Raw genomic sequence first — 18495 nt, forward strand, 5'->3', positions numbered from 1 at the left:
ATGGAAAATATATTAGACCTGTGGAACCAAGCCCTTGCTCAAATCGAAAAAAAGTTGAGCAAACCGAGTTTTGAGACTTGGATGAAGTCAACCAAAGCCCACTCACTGCAAGGCGATACATTAACAATCACGGCTCCCAATGAATTTGCCAGAGACTGGCTGGAGTCCAGATACTTGCATCTGATTGCAGATACTATATATGAATTAACCGGGGAAGAATTGAGCATTAAGTTTGTCATTCCTCAAAATCAAGATGTTGAGGACTTTATGCCGAAACCGCAAGTCAAAAAAGCGGTCAAAGAAGATACATCTGATTTTCCTCAAAATATGCTCAATCCAAAATATACTTTTGATACTTTTGTCATCGGATCTGGAAACCGATTTGCACATGCTGCTTCCCTCGCAGTAGCGGAAGCGCCCGCGAAAGCTTACAACCCTTTATTTATCTATGGGGGCGTCGGCTTAGGGAAAACACACTTAATGCATGCGATCGGCCATTATGTAATAGATCATAATCCTTCTGCCAAAGTGGTTTATCTGTCTTCTGAGAAATTTACAAACGAATTCATCAACTCTATCCGAGATAATAAAGCCGTCGACTTCCGCAATCGCTATCGAAATGTTGATGTGCTTTTGATAGATGATATTCAATTTTTAGCGGGGAAAGAACAAACCCAGGAAGAATTTTTCCATACATTTAACACATTACACGAAGAAAGCAAACAAATCGTCATTTCAAGTGACCGGCCGCCAAAGGAAATTCCGACACTTGAAGACAGATTGCGCTCACGTTTTGAATGGGGACTTATTACAGATATCACACCGCCTGATCTAGAAACGAGAATTGCAATTTTAAGAAAAAAGGCCAAAGCAGAGGGCCTCGATATTCCGAACGAGGTTATGCTTTACATCGCGAATCAAATCGACAGCAATATTCGGGAACTCGAAGGAGCATTAATCAGAGTTGTCGCTTATTCATCTTTAATTAATAAAGATATTAATGCTGATCTGGCCGCTGAGGCGTTGAAAGATATTATTCCTTCCTCAAAACCGAAAGTCATTACGATAAAAGAAATTCAGAGGGTAGTAGGCCAGCAATTTAATATTAAACTCGAGGATTTCAAAGCAAAAAAACGGACAAAGTCAGTAGCTTTTCCGCGTCAAATCGCCATGTACTTATCAAGGGAAATGACTGATTCCTCTCTTCCTAAAATCGGTGAAGAGTTTGGAGGACGTGATCATACGACCGTTATTCATGCGCATGAAAAAATTTCAAAACTGCTGGCAGATGATGAACAGCTTCAGCAGCATGTAAAAGAAATTAAAGAACAGCTTAAATAGCAGGACCGGGGATCAATCGGGGAAAGTGTGAATAACTTTTCGGAAGTCATACACAGTCTGTCCACATGTGGATAGGCTGTGTTTCCTGTCTTTTTCACAACTTATCCACAAATCCACAGGCCCTACTATTACTTCTACTATTTTTTATAAATATATATATTAATACATTATCCGTTAGGAGGATAAAAATGAAATTCACGATTCAAAAAGATCGTCTTGTTGAAAGTGTCCAAGATGTATTAAAAGCAGTTTCATCCAGAACCACGATTCCCATTCTGACTGGTATTAAAATTGTTGCATCAGATGATGGAGTATCCTTTACAGGGAGTGACTCAGATATTTCTATTGAATCCTTCATTCCAAAAGAAGAAGGAGATAAAGAAATCGTCACTATTGAACAGCCCGGAAGCATCGTTTTACAGGCTCGCTTTTTTAGTGAAATTGTAAAAAAATTGCCGATGGCAACTGTAGAAATTGAAGTCCAAAATCAGTATTTGACGATTATCCGTTCTGGTAAAGCTGAATTTAATCTAAACGGACTGGATGCTGATGAATATCCGCACTTGCCGCAGATTGAAGAGCATCATGCGATTCAGATCCCAACTGATTTGTTAAAAAATCTAATCAGACAAACAGTATTTGCAGTGTCCACCTCAGAAACACGCCCTATCTTGACAGGTGTAAACTGGAAAGTGGAGCAAAGTGAATTATTATGCACTGCAACGGATAGCCACCGTCTTGCATTAAGAAAGGCGAAACTTGATATTCCAGAAGACAGATCTTATAACGTCGTGATTCCGGGAAAAAGTTTAACTGAACTCAGCAAGATTTTAGATGACAACCAGGAACTTGTAGATATCGTCATCACAGAAACCCAAGTTCTGTTTAAAGCGAAAAACGTCTTGTTCTTCTCACGGCTTCTGGACGGGAATTATCCAGACACAACCAGCCTGATTCCGCAAGACAGCAAAACAGAAATCATTGTGAACACAAAAGAATTCCTTCAGGCCATTGATCGTGCATCTCTTTTAGCTAGAGAGGGACGCAACAACGTTGTAAAACTGTCCGCAAAACCGGCTGAATCCATTGAAATTTCTTCCAATTCGCCAGAAATCGGTAAAGTTGTGGAAGCAATTGTTGCGGATCAAATTGAAGGTGAGGAATTAAATATCTCTTTTAGTCCAAAATATATGCTGGATGCACTAAAGGTGCTTGAAGGAGCAGAAATACGCGTAAGCTTTACAGGCGCAATGAGACCTTTCTTAATTCGCACGCCGAATGATGAAACGATTGTACAGCTTATCCTTCCTGTCAGAACCTATTAATCCGATACACTGCTGCCGACCCGTCGGCAGCTTTTCTATTCGGTATCTGCTCCGACAAGTTTTCCCTTTCCCTAATTCGTTTTTTTTTAGTACAATTAGATATTAGTGATATTTGAAAGAGGTCGATATAATGGCAAATCCGATTTCAATTGATACAGAGATGATTACACTCGGACAATTCTTAAAATTAGCCGATGTGATTCAGTCTGGCGGTATGGCGAAGTGGTTTTTAAGCGAGCATGAAGTGCTTGTGAACGATGAGCCGGACAACCGCCGGGGCAGAAAGCTGTATGTTGGAGATGTGGTAGAGATTGAAGGATTTGGTTCATTTCAAGTCGTCAATTAAAGCGGGTGACACTGATTGTATATCCAGAACTTAGAACTGACATCTTACCGCAACTACGACCATGCTGAACTTCAATTTGAAAATAAAGTAAATGTGATCATCGGAGAAAACGCCCAGGGGAAGACAAACCTCATGGAGGCGATCTATGTCTTGTCCATGGCGAAATCGCACCGGACATCAAATGACAAAGAACTTATACGGTGGGACAAAGACTATGCTAAAATAGAGGGAAGAGTGATGAAGCAAAACGGGGCGATCCCGATGCAGCTCGTCATCTCCAAAAAGGGTAAAAAGGGCAAGGTCAATCATATTGAACAGCAAAAGCTCAGCCAGTATGTCGGGGCCCTCAACACCATTATGTTCGCGCCGGAAGATTTAAATCTTGTAAAGGGAAGCCCTCAAGTGAGAAGGCGGTTTCTTGACATGGAAATCGGACAGGTTTCTCCCGTCTACCTTCATGATCTTTCTCTTTACCAGAAAATCCTTTCCCAGCGGAATCATTTTTTGAAACAGCTGCAAACAAGAAAACAAACTGACCGGACGATGCTCGATGTTCTGACCGATCAGCTTGTAGAAGTTGCAGCAAAAGTCGTCGTAAAACGCCTGCAGTTTACAGCACAGCTCGAGAAATGGGCGCAGCCCATCCATGCAGGCATCTCAAGAGGGCTTGAAGAACTGACCCTGAAATACCATACAGCTCTTGATGTATCAGATCCCCTAGATTTGTCGAAAATAGGAGATAGCTATCAAGAAGCGTTTTCTAAATTAAGAGAAAAAGAAATTGAGCGTGGTGTGACGCTGTCAGGGCCTCATCGCGATGATGTTCTTTTCTATGTGAACGGACGCGATGTGCAGACGTATGGTTCTCAAGGACAGCAGCGAACGACGGCGTTGTCCCTTAAGCTGGCGGAGATTGACCTGATCCATGAAGAAATCGGAGAATATCCCATTTTACTATTGGATGATGTACTGAGTGAACTGGATGATTATCGCCAGTCACACTTGCTTCATACGATCCAAGGCCGTGTACAAACGTTTGTCACAACGACAAGCGTTGATGGCATTGATCACGAAACCTTACGTCAAGCAGGAATGTTCCGTGTGCAAAATGGTGCGTTAGTGAAGTGAAGAAATGAGGTGAGCAATTGTATATTCATTTAGGTGATGACTTTGTGGTTTCAACACGAGATATTGTCGGCATTTTTGACTTTAAAGCCAACATGTCGCCTATTGTTGAAGAATTTCTGAAAAAACAGAAACACAAGGTGGTGCCTTCCGTAAACGGCACGCCCAAATCTATCGTAGTCACGGTTCAGAATATATATTACTCTCCCTTATCTTCCAGCACATTAAAAAAACGTGCGCAATTTATGTTTGAAATAGATTCTTAGAAATTTTTTATCACGAATATATCGTTTAGAAAAGTGTAGGTGAATGACGTGGCTATGGAACAGCAGCAAAACAGTTATGATGAAAATCAGATACAGGTACTAGAAGGATTGGAAGCTGTTCGTAAAAGACCGGGGATGTATATCGGTTCGACAAACAGCAAAGGCCTTCACCACTTGGTATGGGAAATTGTCGACAATAGTATTGACGAAGCCCTCGCCGGTTATTGTACGGATATCAATATCCAAATCGAAAAAGACAACAGTATCACGGTTGTAGATAATGGCCGCGGTATTCCAGTCGGTATTCATGAAAAAATGGGCCGTCCTGCGGTAGAAGTCATTATGACGGTGCTTCATGCCGGAGGAAAATTTGACGGAAGCGGCTATAAAGTATCCGGAGGATTACACGGTGTAGGTGCGTCGGTCGTAAACGCACTATCAACAGAGCTTGATGTGACGGTTCACCGTGACGGTAAAATTCACCGCCAAACCTATAAACGCGGAGTTCCGGTTACAGACCTTGAAATCATTGGCGAAACGGATCATACAGGAACGACGACACATTTTGTCCCGGACCCTGAAATTTTCTCAGAAACAACCGAGTATGATTACGATCTGCTTGCCAACCGCGTGCGTGAATTAGCCTTTTTAACAAAGGGCGTAAACATCACGATTGAAGATAAACGTGAAGGACAAGAGCGCAAAAATGAATACCATTACGAAGGCGGAATTAAAAGTTATGTAGAGTATTTAAACCGCTCTAAAGAGGTTGTCCATGAAGAGCCGATTTACATTGAAGGCGAAAAGGACGGCATTACGGTTGAAGTGGCTTTGCAATACAATGACAGCTACACAAGCAACATTTACTCGTTTACAAACAACATTAACACGTACGAAGGCGGTACCCATGAAGCTGGCTTCAAAACGGGCCTGACTCGTGTTATCAACGATTACGCCAGAAAAAAAGGGCTTATTAAAGAAAATGATCCAAACCTAAGCGGAGATGACGTAAGGGAAGGGCTGACAGCGATTATTTCAATCAAACACCCTGATCCGCAGTTTGAGGGCCAAACAAAAACAAAGCTGGGCAACTCAGAAGCACGGACGATCACCGATACGTTATTTTCTACGGCGATGGAAACATTTATGCTGGAAAATCCAGATGCAGCCAAAAAAATTGTCGATAAAGGTTTAATGGCGGCAAGAGCAAGAATGGCTGCGAAAAAAGCGCGTGAACTAACACGCCGTAAGAGTGCTTTGGAAATTTCAAACCTGCCCGGTAAGTTAGCGGACTGCTCTTCAAAAGATCCGAGCATCTCCGAGTTATATATCGTAGAGGGTGACTCTGCCGGAGGATCTGCTAAACAAGGACGCGACAGACATTTCCAAGCCATTTTGCCGCTTAGAGGTAAAATCCTAAACGTTGAAAAGGCCAGACTGGATAAAATCCTTTCTAACAACGAAGTTCGCTCTATGATCACAGCGCTCGGCACAGGTATCGGAGAAGACTTCAACCTTGAGAAAGCCCGTTACCACAAAGTTGTCATTATGACAGATGCCGATGTTGACGGCGCGCACATCAGAACACTGCTGTTAACGTTCTTTTACAGATATATGCGCCAAATTATCGAAAATGGCTACGTGTACATTGCGCAGCCGCCGCTCTACAAGGTTCAACAGGGGAAACGCGTTGAATATGCATACAATGACAAGGAGCTTGAAGAGCTGTTAAAAACTCTTCCTCAAACGCCTAAGCCTGGACTGCAGCGTTACAAAGGTCTTGGTGAAATGAATGCCACCCAGCTATGGGAGACAACCATGGATCCTAGCTCCAGAACACTTCTTCAGGTAACTCTTGAAGATGCAATGGATGCGGATGAGACTTTTGAAATGCTTATGGGCGACAAGGTAGAACCGCGCCGAAACTTCATAGAAGCGAATGCGAGATACGTTAAAAATCTTGACATCTAATCATAAAAAGCCTTATTTCCAATAAGAAATAAGGCTTTTTTCTGAACAAGATCAGATGCAGCGATGCCTGCAATACCTATATATTCTAGCAATTTAATGTGTATAATCATAAGTTTATTGATATAATGGAGAATAGTGAAATCGTATTGAAGGTCATAATGGACAATCTACTCCCACATATTTCATGTGATACTTCAGGGAGGTTTTTTAATGAGTGAACAAAACACACCACAAGTTCGTGAAATAAATATCAGTCAGGAAATGCGTACGTCCTTCTTGGATTATGCAATGAGCGTTATCGTGTCCCGTGCTCTTCCGGATGTTCGTGACGGTTTAAAACCGGTTCATAGACGGATTTTGTATGCAATGAATGATTTAGGCATGACAAGTGACAAGCCTTATAAAAAATCCGCGCGTATCGTTGGAGAAGTTATCGGGAAATACCACCCGCACGGTGATTCAGCGGTATATGAATCCATGGTCAGAATGGCTCAGGATTTCAACTACCGTTATATGCTCGTTGACGGTCACGGAAACTTCGGTTCTGTTGACGGAGACTCAGCGGCGGCCATGCGTTATACAGAAGCACGAATGTCTAAAATCTCAATGGAGATTCTTCGCGACATCACAAAAGACACAATCGATTACCAGGATAACTATGACGGGTCAGAAAGAGAACCTGTCGTTATGCCTTCAAGGTTCCCGAATCTGCTCGTGAACGGTGCTGCCGGCATTGCGGTAGGTATGGCAACAAACATTCCTCCGCACCAGCTGGGAGAAATCATTGACGGTGTACTTGCTGTTAGTGAGAATCCGGACATTACAATTCCAGAGCTTATGGAAGTCATTCCAGGGCCTGATTTCCCGACCGCGGGTCAAATCTTGGGACGCAGCGGTATCCGGAAAGCATACGAATCAGGCCGAGGCTCTATCACGATCCGGGCAAAAGCTGAGATCGAACAAACATCTTCGGGTAAAGAAAGAATTATCGTTACAGAGTTACCTTACCAAGTAAATAAGGCGAAATTAATTGAGAAAATTGCTGATCTCGTAAGGGACAAAAAGATAGAGGGTATCACAGATCTGCGTGATGAGTCAGATCGTACAGGTATGAGAATTGTCATTGAAATCAGACGCGATGCCAATGCGAATGTTATCTTAAACAATCTGTACAAACAAACTGCTCTACAAACATCTTTTGGCATCAACCTGCTTGCGCTTGTTGATGGCCAGCCGAAAGTTTTAACTCTTAAGCAATGCCTGGAGCATTACCTTGACCATCAAAAAGTTGTCATTAGACGCCGTACTGCTTATGAATTGCGTAAAGCAGAAGCGAGAGCTCATATCTTGGAAGGATTGAGAGTTGCACTGGATCATCTCGATGCAGTTATCTCCCTTATCCGTAATTCTCAAACGGCTGAAATTGCGAGAACAGGTTTAATTGAACAATTCTCACTGACAGAGAAGCAAGCACAAGCGATCCTTGACATGAGGCTCCAGCGTTTAACGGGACTGGAACGTGAAAAGATCGAAGAAGAATACCAGTCTCTTGTTAAATTAATTGCAGAGCTAAAAGACATCTTGGCAAATGAATATAAAGTGCTTGAGATCATTCGTGAAGAACTCACGGAAATCAAAGAGCGTTTTAACGATGAAAGACGTACTGAGATCGTCACTTCTGGACTGGAGACAATTGAAGATGAAGATCTCATCGAGAGAGAAAATATCGTAGTTACTCTGACGCACAACGGATACGTCAAACGTCTTCCTGCATCAACTTACCGCAGTCAAAAACGGGGCGGAAAAGGTGTACAAGGTATGGGAACAAACGAAGATGATTTCGTTGAACATTTGATCTCTACGTCAACTCATGACACGATTCTCTTCTTCTCGAACAAGGGGAAAGTGTATCGTGCAAAAGGGTATGAAATCCCTGAATACGGCAGAACGGCAAAAGGAATCCCGATTATTAACCTGCTGGAGGTAGAAAAGGGTGAGTGGATCAACGCGATTATTCCAGTCACGGAATTCAATGCGGAGCTTTACCTCTTCTTCACTACAAAGCATGGGGTTTCAAAACGAACATCGCTATCTCAATTCGCTAATATCCGCAACAATGGTCTAATTGCTCTGAGTCTTCGTGAAGATGATGAACTGATGGGTGTACGTCTGACTGACGGCACAAAACAAATCATCATTGGAACGAAAAACGGTTTACTGATTCGTTTCCCTGAAACAGATGTCCGAGAGATGGGAAGAACTGCGGCGGGCGTAAAAGGCATCACCCTGACGGATGACGACGTTGTTGTCGGCATGGAGATTTTAGAGGAAGAATCACACGTCCTTATCGTAACTGAAAAAGGGTACGGAAAACGAACTCCTGCTGAAGAGTACAGAACCCAAAGCCGGGGCGGAAAAGGACTCAAAACAGCGAAAATCACCGAGAACAACGGCCAACTAGTAGCAGTGAAAGCTACTAAAGGTGAAGAGGATCTAATGATTATTACAGCTAGCGGCGTACTCATCAGAATGGACATCAATGATATCTCCATCACCGGACGTGTCACTCAAGGTGTGCGTCTCATCAGAATGGCAGAAGAAGAGCATGTTGCTACAGTAGCTTTAGTTGAGAAAAACGAAGAAGATGAGAATGAAGAAGAACAAGAAGAAGTGTGAAAAAAAGCGCAGCTGAAATAGCTGCGCTTTTTTGTGTCATAACCCTTTACAGTCATAAAAATTATGGTATAATCATTTCTGTTGTCTTTTTAAAGACACAAGCATGACCATTATGACTAGTAAAAACTTTTTCAAAAAAGTATTGACCTAGTTAACTAAAAATGTTACTATTAAGTAGTCGCTTTGAGAGAAGCACACAAAGTTCTTTGAAAACTAAACAAGACAAAACGTACCTGTTAATTCATTTTTATAAATCGCACAGCGATGTGCGTAGTCAGTCAAACTAGGGCCTGCACGACGCAGGTCACACAGGTGTCGCCGCAGGATGCGGTGAACTTAACCTGTGATCCATTTATCGGAGAGTTTGATCCTGGCTCAGGACGAACGCTGGCGGCGTGCCTAATACATGCAAGTCGAGCGGACAGATGGGAGCTTGCTCCCTGATGTTAGCGGCGGACGGGTGAGTAACACGTGGGTAACCTGCCTGTAAGACTGGGATAACTCCGGGAAACCGGGGCTAATACCGGATGGTTGTTTGAACCGCATGGTTCAAACATAAAAGGTGGCTTCGGCTACCACTTACAGATGGACCCGCGGCGCATTAGCTAGTTGGTGAGGTAACGGCTCACCAAGGCAACGATGCGTAGCCGACCTGAGAGGGTGATCGGCCACACTGGGACTGAGACACGGCCCAGACTCCTACGGGAGGCAGCAGTAGGGAATCTTCCGCAATGGACGAAAGTCTGACGGAGCAACGCCGCGTGAGTGATGAAGGTTTTCGGATCGTAAAGCTCTGTTGTTAGGGAAGAACAAGTACCGTTCGAATAGGGCGGTACCTTGACGGTACCTAACCAGAAAGCCACGGCTAACTACGTGCCAGCAGCCGCGGTAATACGTAGGTGGCAAGCGTTGTCCGGAATTATTGGGCGTAAAGGGCTCGCAGGCGGTTTCTTAAGTCTGATGTGAAAGCCCCCGGCTCAACCGGGGAGGGTCATTGGAAACTGGGGAACTTGAGTGCAGAAGAGGAGAGTGGAATTCCACGTGTAGCGGTGAAATGCGTAGAGATGTGGAGGAACACCAGTGGCGAAGGCGACTCTCTGGTCTGTAACTGACGCTGAGGAGCGAAAGCGTGGGGAGCGAACAGGATTAGATACCCTGGTAGTCCACGCCGTAAACGATGAGTGCTAAGTGTTAGGGGGTTTCCGCCCCTTAGTGCTGCAGCTAACGCATTAAGCACTCCGCCTGGGGAGTACGGTCGCAAGACTGAAACTCAAAGGAATTGACGGGGGCCCGCACAAGCGGTGGAGCATGTGGTTTAATTCGAAGCAACGCGAAGAACCTTACCAGGTCTTGACATCCTCTGACAATCCTAGAGATAGGACGTCCCCTTCGGGGGCAGAGTGACAGGTGGTGCATGGTTGTCGTCAGCTCGTGTCGTGAGATGTTGGGTTAAGTCCCGCAACGAGCGCAACCCTTGATCTTAGTTGCCAGCATTCAGTTGGGCACTCTAAGGTGACTGCCGGTGACAAACCGGAGGAAGGTGGGGATGACGTCAAATCATCATGCCCCTTATGACCTGGGCTACACACGTGCTACAATGGACAGAACAAAGGGCAGCGAAACCGCGAGGTTAAGCCAATCCCACAAATCTGTTCTCAGTTCGGATCGCAGTCTGCAACTCGACTGCGTGAAGCTGGAATCGCTAGTAATCGCGGATCAGCATGCCGCGGTGAATACGTTCCCGGGCCTTGTACACACCGCCCGTCACACCACGAGAGTTTGTAACACCCGAAGTCGGTGAGGTAACCTTTTAGGAGCCAGCCGCCGAAGGTGGGACAGATGATTGGGGTGAAGTCGTAACAAGGTAGCCGTATCGGAAGGTGCGGCTGGATCACCTCCTTTCTAAGGATATTTTACGGAATATAAGACCTTGGGTCTTATAAACAGAACGTTCCCTGTCTTGTTTAGTTTTGAAGGAACTTTGTTCCTTGAATAAGTTAAGATGGGCCTGTAGCTCAGCTGGTTAGAGCGCACGCCTGATAAGCGTGAGGTCGGTGGTTCGAGTCCACTCAGGCCCACCATCTTATATAACGGGGCCTTAGCTCAGCTGGGAGAGCGCCTGCTTTGCACGCAGGAGGTCAGCGGTTCGATCCCGCTAGGCTCCACCAACGTGTTCTTTGAAAACTAGATAACAGTAGACATCACATTCAATTAGTAACACAAGATATCACATAGTGATTCTTTTTAACGGTTAAGTTAGAAAGGGCGCACGGTGGATGCCTTGGCACTAGGAGCCGATGAAGGACGGGACGAACACCGATATGCTTCGGGGAGCTGTAAGCAAGCTTTGATCCGGAGATTTCCGAATGGGGAAACCCACCACTCGTAATGGAGTGGTATCCATATCTGAATTCATAGGATATGAGAAGGCAGACCCGGGGAACTGAAACATCTAAGTACCCGGAGGAAGAGAAAGCAAATGCGATTCCCTGAGTAGCGGCGAGCGAAACGGGATCAGCCCAAACCAAGAGGCTTGCCTCTTGGGGTTGTAGGACACTCTGTACGGAGTTACAAAGGAACGAGGTAGATGAAGAGGTCTGGAAAGGCCCGCCATAGGAGGTAACAGCCCTGTAGTCAAAACTTCGTTCTCTCCTGAGTGGATCCTGAGTACGGCGGAACACGTGAAATTCCGTCGGAATCCGGGAGGACCATCTCCCAAGGCTAAATACTCCCTAGTGACCGATAGTGAACCAGTACCGTGAGGGAAAGGTGAAAAGCACCCCGGAAGGGGAGTGAAAGAGATCCTGAAACCGTGTGCCTACAAGTAGTCAGAGCCCGTTAACGGGTGATGGCGTGCCTTTTGTAGAATGAACCGGCGAGTTACGATCTCGTGCAAGGTTAAGCAGAAGATGCGGAGCCGCAGCGAAAGCGAGTCTGAATAGGGCGCATGAGTACGTGGTCGTAGACCCGAAACCAGGTGATCTACCCATGTCCAGGGTGAAGTTCAGGTAACACTGAATGGAGGCCCGAACCCACGCACGTTGAAAAGTGCGGGGATGAGGTGTGGGTAGGGGTGAAATGCCAATCGAACCTGGAGATAGCTGGTTCTCTCCGAAATAGCTTTAGGGCTAGCCTCAAGGTAAGAGTCTTGGAGGTAGAGCACTGATTGGACTAGGGGCCCCTACCGGGTTACCGAATTCAGTCAAACTCCGAATGCCAATGACTTATCCTTGGGAGTCAGACTGCGAGTGATAAGATCCGTAGTCGAAAGGGAAACAGCCCAGACCGCCAGCTAAGGTCCCAAAGTATACGTTAAGTGGAAAAGGATGTGGAGTTGCTTAGACAACCAGGATGTTGGCTTAGAAGCAGCCACCATTTAAAGAGTGCGTAATAGCTCACTGGTCGAGTGACTCTGCGCCGAAAATGTACCGGGGCTAAACGTATCACCGAAGCTGCGGACTGTTCTTCGAACAGTGGTAGGAGAGCGTTCTAAGGGCTGTGAAGCCAGACCGGAAGGACTGGTGGAGCGCTTAGAAGTGAGAATGCCGGTATGAGTAGCGAAAGAGGGGTGAGAATCCCCTCCACCGAATGCCTAAGGTTTCCTGAGGAAGGCTCGTCCGCTCAGGGTTAGTCGGGACCTAAGCCGAGGCCGAAAGGCGTAGGCGATGGACAACAGGTTGATATTCCTGTACCACCTCCTCACCATTTGAGCAATGGGGGGACGCAGGAGGATAGGGTAAGCGCGGTATTGGATATCCGCGTCCAAGCAGTTAGGCTGGGAAATAGGCAAATCCGTTTCCCATAAGGCTGAGCTGTGATGGCGAGCGAAATATAGTAGCGAAGTTCCTGATTCCACACTGCCAAGAAAAGCCTCTAGCGAGGTGAGAGGTGCCCGTACCGCAAACCGACACAGGTAGGCGAGGAGAGAATCCTAAGGTGATCGAGAGAACTCTCGTTAAGGAACTCGGCAAAATGACCCCGTAACTTCGGGAGAAGGGGTGCTCTGTTAGGGTGCAAGCCCGAGAGAGCCGCAGTGAATAGGCCCAGGCGACTGTTTAGCAAAAACACAGGTCTCTGCGAAGCCGTAAGGCGAAGTATAGGGGCTGACGCCTGCCCGGTGCTGGAAGGTTAAGAGGAGCGCTTAGCGTAAGCGAAGGTGCGAATTGAAGCCCCAGTAAACGGCGGCCGTAACTATAACGGTCCTAAGGTAGCGAAATTCCTTGTCGGGTAAGTTCCGACCCGCACGAAAGGCGCAACGATCTGGGCACTGTCTCAACGAGAGACTCGGTGAAATTATAGTACCTGTGAAGATGCAGGTTACCCGCGACAGGACGGAAAGACCCCGTGGAGCTTTACTGCAGCCTGATATTGAATGTTGGTACAGCTTGTACAGGATAGGTAGGAGCCTTGGAAACCGGAGCGCCAGCTTCGGTGGAGGCATCGGTGGGATACTACCCTGGCTGTATTGACCTTCTAACCCGCCGCCCTTATCGGGCGGGGAGACAGTGTCAGGTGGGCAGTTTGACTGGGGCGGTCGCCTCCTAAAAGGTAACGGAGGCGCCCAAAGGTTCCCTCAGAATGGTTGGAAATCATTCGCAGAGTGTAAAGGCACAAGGGAGCTTGACTGCGAGACCTACAAGTCGAGCAGGGACGAAAGTCGGGCTTAGTGATCCGGTGGTTCCGCATGGAAGGGCCATCGCTCAACGGATAAAAGCTACCCCGGGGATAACAGGCTTATCTCCCCCAAGAGTCCACATCGACGGGGAGGTTTGGCACCTCGATGTCGGCTCATCGCATCCTGGGGCTGTAGTCGGTCCCAAGGGTTGGGCTGTTCGCCCATTAAAGCGGTACGCGAGCTGGGTTCAGAACGTCGTGAGACAGTTCGGTCCCTATCCGTCGCGGGCGCAGGAAATTTGAGAGGAGCTGTCCTTAGTACGAGAGGACCGGGATGGACGCACCGCTGGTGTACCAGTTGTTCTGCCAAGGGCATCGCTGGGTAGCTATGTGCGGACGGGATAAGTGCTGAAAGCATCTAAGCATGAAGCCCCCCTCAAGATGAGATTTCCCATTCCGCAAGGAAGTAAGATCCCTGAAAGATGATCAGGTTGATAGGTCTGAGGTGGAAGTGTGGCGACACATGGAGCTGACAGATACTAATCGATCGAGGACTTAACCATATTTTTGAATGATGTCACACCTGTTATCTAGTTTTGAGAGAACACTCTCAATTTGTTTGGTGGCGATAGCGAAGAGGTCACACCCGTTCCCATACCGAACACGGAAGTTAAGCTCTTCAGCGCCGATGGTAGTCGGGGGTTTCCCCCTGTGAGAGTAGGACGCCGCCAAGCAAGCTTAAACCCAGCTCAATGAGCTGGGTTTTTTGTTTGTTAAAAATGAAGAAGAAACTGTGAAGCGTATTTAGGGAATTTCTTTTCTGATACTAATAAAAACTGCTGAATTAACACGTAGTCATCACTTATATGCTGTGTTAATAACTCATACCACCATTCTGTTTCATACCTTGCAATCATCCCAACGTTGTACAAAATCAAATAATGAATTGTCATTTCGGGAAGCCTCAGAAATTGCTCCCTTTGAGAAGGGATATAATATTGGTTCTTTTCCATGTCAAACAATAAGCTGGTCGATGTCCATGGCTCCTTGTCTTGTGGTGAAATTTCGAACAGCAGCCCGTGTTCATTTTTTTTTGTAAAAGACCATTGATAATGATGGGACATGTATTCAGCAAACCTTGAATCAGACATTTTGTAATTGATTACTACTTCCTCCGGTACAAAAATTTCGTTCTTATCCTTCTCAACTTTTGTCATAAATCGTTCTTTCTGCTGAAAGTAGAAAATATCGCTAAGTTCTGGAATGGCCATTAATAATTTTTTCATGGTATACCGTTCATCTACTATATCCGATTGTCCGAATAAATGTTTCATAAAATGTACGCATAGGCCATTCCGTTGTATTTTCACTTCATCGTCGCTAAAACAATAATTTTGTTTCTTTCGTTTTCTTGTTGTTACGCCATGTGCCAGTACTGATGTATGGCTTGGATAATGAGGATCACGTGTAATTAAGCATGCTTTGATAAGCTGTGCCATTCCATAAAATAAAAGAATCGGTTTGATTTCTAAGGGAGAATATGCGGCTTGTTTATAAAACGATTCGGCATGCTTTAAGAAATAAATAAACCGTTCACTGTTTTTAAAAGAGTTTTTTTTCGCATCGTTAATACCGTTTAAGATATAAACCTTTTCTAGAAATTTCTGGGTTGATTCAACGGAGTAAAATAGCGCTAAGTCTTTCCACTCATGATATGTCATGTATATTTCTTAATCCTTTCCGTTATCTAAATATTTCAACTCTTTCCCGCTTCCTTGACATGCTCTTGGCTAGTTGATAATCTACATATAATATTTTGCCGAAAAGAGGGGGATTTACTAATGTGGGAAAGTAAATTTTCAAAAGAAGGCTTAACGTTCGACGATGTGCTGCTTGTACCAGCAAAGTCTGAGGTACTTCCGCGTGATGTGGATTTATCTGTAGAACTTACAAAAACGTTAAAGCTAAATATTCCTGTCATCAGCGCAGGTATGGACACTGTAACAGAATCAGCAATGGCAATTGCAATGGCAAGACAGGGCGGCTTGGGCATCATTCACAAAAATATGTCCATTGAACAGCAGGCTGAACAAGTTGATAAAGTAAAGCGTTCTGAGCGCGGCGTTATCACAAATCCCTTCTTTTTAACTCCTGATCACCAAGTATTTGATGCGGAGCATTTGATGGGGAAATACAGAATTTCCGGTGTTCCGATTGTAAATAACGAAGAAGACCAGAAGCTTGTTGGAATTATTACAAACCGTGACCTTCGTTTTATTTCTGACTACTCAATGAAAATCAGCGACGTCATGACGAAAGAAGAGCTAGTTACTGCATCTGTAGGAACTACTCTGGATGAAGCTGAAAAGATTTTGCAGAAACATAAAATTGAAAAGCTTCCTCTCGTAGATGACCAGAATAAATTAAAAGGTCTTATCACAATTAAAGACATTGAAAAAGTCATTGAGTTCCCGAACTCATCTAAAGACATTCACGGCCGCCTGATCGTTGGCGCGGCAGTTGGTGTAACTGGCGATACAATGACTCGCGTCAAAAAGCTTGTTGAAGCCAATGTTGATGTGATTGTTATCGATACAGCTCACGGACACTCTCAAGGCGTTTTAAACACAGTCACAAAAATCCGTGAAACGTATCCCGAATTAAACATTATTGCTGGAAACGTGGCAACAGCTGAAGCGACAAGAGCGCTTATCGAAGCTGGAGCAGACGTTGTCAAAGTTGGAATAGGGCCTGGTTCAATTTGTACTACACGTGTTGTAGCCGGCGTGGGTGTTCCGCAAATTACAGCAATTTATGATTGTGCGACTGAAGCAAGAAAACACGGCAAAACAATCATCGCCGACGGTGGGATTAAATTCTCTGGCGATATCACTAAAGCATTGGCAGCCGGCGGACATGCTGTTATGCTCGGAAGCTTGCTTGCAGGCACATCAGAAAGCCCTGGTGAAACTGAAATCTACCAAGGCAGAAGATTTAAGGTATACCGCGGCATGGGATCAGTTGCTGCAATGGAAAAAGGAAGTAAAGACCGTTACTTCCAAGAAGAAAACAAAAAATTTGTTCCTGAAGGAATTGAAGGACGCACACCTTACAAAGGGCCAGTTGAAGAAACCGTTTATCAGCTAGTCGGAGGCCTTCGTTCTGGTATGGGGTATTGCGGGTCCAAAGATCTGCGTGCGCTAAGAGAAGAAGCTCAGTTCATTCGCATGACTGGCGCAGGACTTCGCGAAAGCCATCCGCATGACGTACAGATTACAAAAGAATCACCTAACTATACAATTTCATAATAAATTGTTACAAATTAAAAACATTTGACAGGGTCTCTGACTCTGTCTATTTTTTTTATACTGATTATGATAAAATTTATACTGTTGTGCATTGAAAATGTCCTTAACGGCTTAATTATAGATGAAGAAAATGAAATACGGAGGTCGTACGATTGAACATCAAGAAATGTAAACAGCTACTGATGTCATTGGTTGTGTTAACTCTAGCTGTCACGTGTCTGGCTCCAATGTCAAAAGCGAAAGCAGCCAGCGATCCAATTGATATCAATGCATCTGCTGCTATTATGATCGAAGCTTCTTCAGGTAAAATTCTTTACAGTAAAAATGCAGATAAGAGACTGCCAATTGCGAGTATGACAAAAATGATGACAGAGTATCTGTTATTGGAAGCAATTGATCAAGGTAAAGTGAAATGGGACCAAACCTATACGCCTGATGACTATGTGTATGAAATTTCCCAAGATAACAGCTTATCAAACGTTCCTCTTCGGAAAGACGGGAAATACACAGTAAAAGAATTATATCAAGCTACAGCAATTTATTCTGCAAATGCTGCTGCTATTGCGATTGCAGAAATCGTTGCCGGTTCTGAAACTAAGTTTGTTGAAAAAATGAATGCAAAAGCAAAAGAACTAGGCTTAACAGATTACAAATTTGTTAACGCAACAGGTCTTGAAAACAAAGATCTTCACGGGCATCAGCCTGAGGGGACAAGCGTAAATGAAGAAAGTGAAGTTTCTGCAAAGGATATGGCGGTTCTTGCGGATCACTTGATTACTGACTACCCTGAGATACTGGAGACTTCCAGTATCGCCAAAACGAAATTCAGAGAAGGCACCGATGATGAAATGGACATGCCGAACTGGAATTTTATGCTGAAGGGGCTTGTCAGCGAGTATAAAAAAGCGACTGTAGACGGACTGAAAACAGGTTCTACTGACTCTGCGGGTTCATGCTTTACAGGAACAGCTGAACGCAACGGTATGCGTGTCATCACTGTTGTTTTAAACGCAAAGGGCAACCTTCATACAGGCCGTTTCGATGAAACGAAAAAAATGTTTGATTATGCTTTCGACAATTTCTCCATGAAAGAAATTTATGCTGAAGGCGATCAAGTAAAAGGCCATAAAACAATTTCAGTTGATAAGGGTAAAGAGAAAGAAGTAGGCATTGTGACAAACAAGGCGTTCTCTCTTCCTGTCAAAAATGGTGAAGAAAAGAATTACAAAGCGAAGGTCACACTGAATAAAGACAACTTAACTGCTCCTGTGAAAAAAGGAACCAAGGTTGGGAAGCTGACTGCGGAATACACAGGTGATGAAAAGGATTACGGATTCCTTAACAGCGATCTGGCTGGCGTAGACCTTGTTACAAAAGAAAATGTAGAAAAAGCAAACTGGTTTGTTTTGACAATGCGCAGTATCGGCGGATTTTTTGCCGGAATTTGGGGAAGCATTGTTGATACGGTAACCGGCTGGTTTTAATCAATTGAAAGAGCTCTGATGGATGTTAGGGCTCTTTCG

The 18495-nt window shown here is 44.8% G+C and carries 10 protein-coding genes, 2 tRNA genes and 3 rRNA genes; 14 read left to right on the top strand and 1 reads right to left on the bottom strand.

Annotated features, from left to right (window positions below; translation table 11 throughout):
- The 12 genes from dnaA to rrf all read left to right on the top strand — a co-directional run bounded on the left by dnaA (position 1) and on the right by rrf (position 14398).
- Positions 1-1341, top strand: coding sequence for a chromosomal replication initiator protein DnaA (gene dnaA / locus NST22_RS00005; protein ID WP_003242674.1), 1341 nt, complete (start codon positions 1-3; stop codon positions 1339-1341).
- 188 nt (positions 1342-1529) lie between these two features.
- Positions 1530-2666, top strand: a complete 1137-nt coding sequence (dnaN, locus tag NST22_RS00010) for a DNA polymerase III subunit beta (protein ID WP_003242509.1) — start codon at positions 1530-1532, stop codon at positions 2664-2666.
- Positions 2667-2796: 130 nt separating this feature from the next.
- Complete coding sequence (gene rlbA, locus NST22_RS00015; RefSeq protein WP_003226810.1) at positions 2797-3012, top strand: ribosome maturation protein RlbA; 216 nt, start codon at positions 2797-2799, stop codon at positions 3010-3012.
- A 15-nt stretch (positions 3013-3027) separates the two neighbouring features.
- A complete protein-coding gene (gene recF / locus NST22_RS00020; RefSeq protein WP_003243515.1) occupies positions 3028-4140 on the top strand; it encodes a DNA replication/repair protein RecF in 1113 nt (370 codons plus the stop codon).
- A 17-nt stretch (positions 4141-4157) separates the two neighbouring features.
- Entirely contained in the window at positions 4158-4403 is a 246-nt protein-coding gene (gene remB, locus NST22_RS00025; RefSeq protein WP_003219266.1) for an extracellular matrix regulator RemB, read from the top strand.
- A gap of 54 nt (positions 4404-4457) precedes the next feature.
- Entirely contained in the window at positions 4458-6374 is a 1917-nt protein-coding gene (gyrB, locus tag NST22_RS00030) for a DNA topoisomerase (ATP-hydrolyzing) subunit B (RefSeq protein WP_003226808.1), read from the top strand.
- Positions 6375-6584: 210 nt separating this feature from the next.
- Positions 6585-9050 carry a DNA topoisomerase (ATP-hydrolyzing) subunit A gene (gene gyrA, locus NST22_RS00035; RefSeq protein ID WP_003244540.1) on the top strand — a complete coding sequence of 822 codons (2466 nt, stop codon included), beginning with the start codon at positions 6585-6587 and terminating at the stop codon, positions 9048-9050.
- 352 nt (positions 9051-9402) lie between these two features.
- Positions 9403-10952 (top strand): 16S ribosomal RNA (locus NST22_RS00040).
- Between the two features lie 102 nt (positions 10953-11054).
- A tRNA-Ile gene (locus NST22_RS00045) sits at positions 11055-11131 on the top strand.
- Between the two features lie 11 nt (positions 11132-11142).
- A tRNA-Ala gene (locus NST22_RS00050) sits at positions 11143-11218 on the top strand.
- An 81-nt stretch (positions 11219-11299) separates the two neighbouring features.
- A 23S ribosomal RNA gene (locus NST22_RS00055) occupies positions 11300-14227 on the top strand.
- A gap of 55 nt (positions 14228-14282) precedes the next feature.
- Positions 14283-14398 (top strand): 5S ribosomal RNA (gene rrf / locus NST22_RS00060).
- The 16S, 23S and 5S rRNA genes sit together here with 2 tRNA genes alongside, the layout of an rRNA operon.
- Positions 14399-14437: 39 nt before the next feature.
- Here rrf and NST22_RS00065 read toward each other — a convergent pair.
- Positions 14438-15385, bottom strand: a complete 948-nt coding sequence (locus tag NST22_RS00065; RefSeq protein ID WP_003247147.1) for a YaaC family protein — start codon at positions 15383-15385, stop codon at positions 14438-14440.
- Between the two features lie 120 nt (positions 15386-15505).
- On the opposite strand from NST22_RS00065, the gene guaB reads away from it, so the two are divergent.
- Positions 15506-16972 (top strand): IMP dehydrogenase, encoded by a 1467-nt coding sequence (gene guaB, locus NST22_RS00070; RefSeq protein ID WP_003226803.1) that lies wholly within the window; start codon positions 15506-15508, stop codon positions 16970-16972.
- 152 nt (positions 16973-17124) lie between these two features.
- Positions 17125-18456, top strand: coding sequence for a D-alanyl-D-alanine carboxypeptidase (gene dacA / locus NST22_RS00075; protein WP_009966224.1), 1332 nt, complete (start codon positions 17125-17127; stop codon positions 18454-18456).
- The last annotated feature ends 39 nt before the right edge of the window (positions 18457-18495 follow it).

The organism is Bacillus sp. PS237, from assembly GCF_037963345.1.
Taxonomy (GTDB): Bacteria; Bacillota; Bacilli; order Bacillales; family Bacillaceae; genus Bacillus; species Bacillus subtilis.

Bases quoted from the DNA above. Each gene is read 5' to 3' on its own strand.
- dnaA (WP_003242674.1), top strand. From the start codon at position 1: ATGGAAAATATATTAGACCTGTGGAACCAAGCCCTTGCTCAAATCGAA.
- dnaN (WP_003242509.1), top strand. From the start codon at position 1,530: ATGAAATTCACGATTCAAAAAGATCGTCTTGTTGAAAGTGTCCAAGAT.
- rlbA (WP_003226810.1), top strand. From the start codon at position 2,797: ATGGCAAATCCGATTTCAATTGATACAGAGATGATTACACTCGGACAA.
- gyrB (WP_003226808.1), top strand. From the start codon at position 4,458: ATGGAACAGCAGCAAAACAGTTATGATGAAAATCAGATACAGGTACTA.
- gyrA (WP_003244540.1), top strand. From the start codon at position 6,585: ATGAGTGAACAAAACACACCACAAGTTCGTGAAATAAATATCAGTCAG.
- NST22_RS00065 (WP_003247147.1), bottom strand. From the start codon at position 15,385: ATGACATATCATGAGTGGAAAGACTTAGCGCTATTTTACTCCGTTGAA.
- guaB (WP_003226803.1), top strand. From the start codon at position 15,506: ATGTGGGAAAGTAAATTTTCAAAAGAAGGCTTAACGTTCGACGATGTG.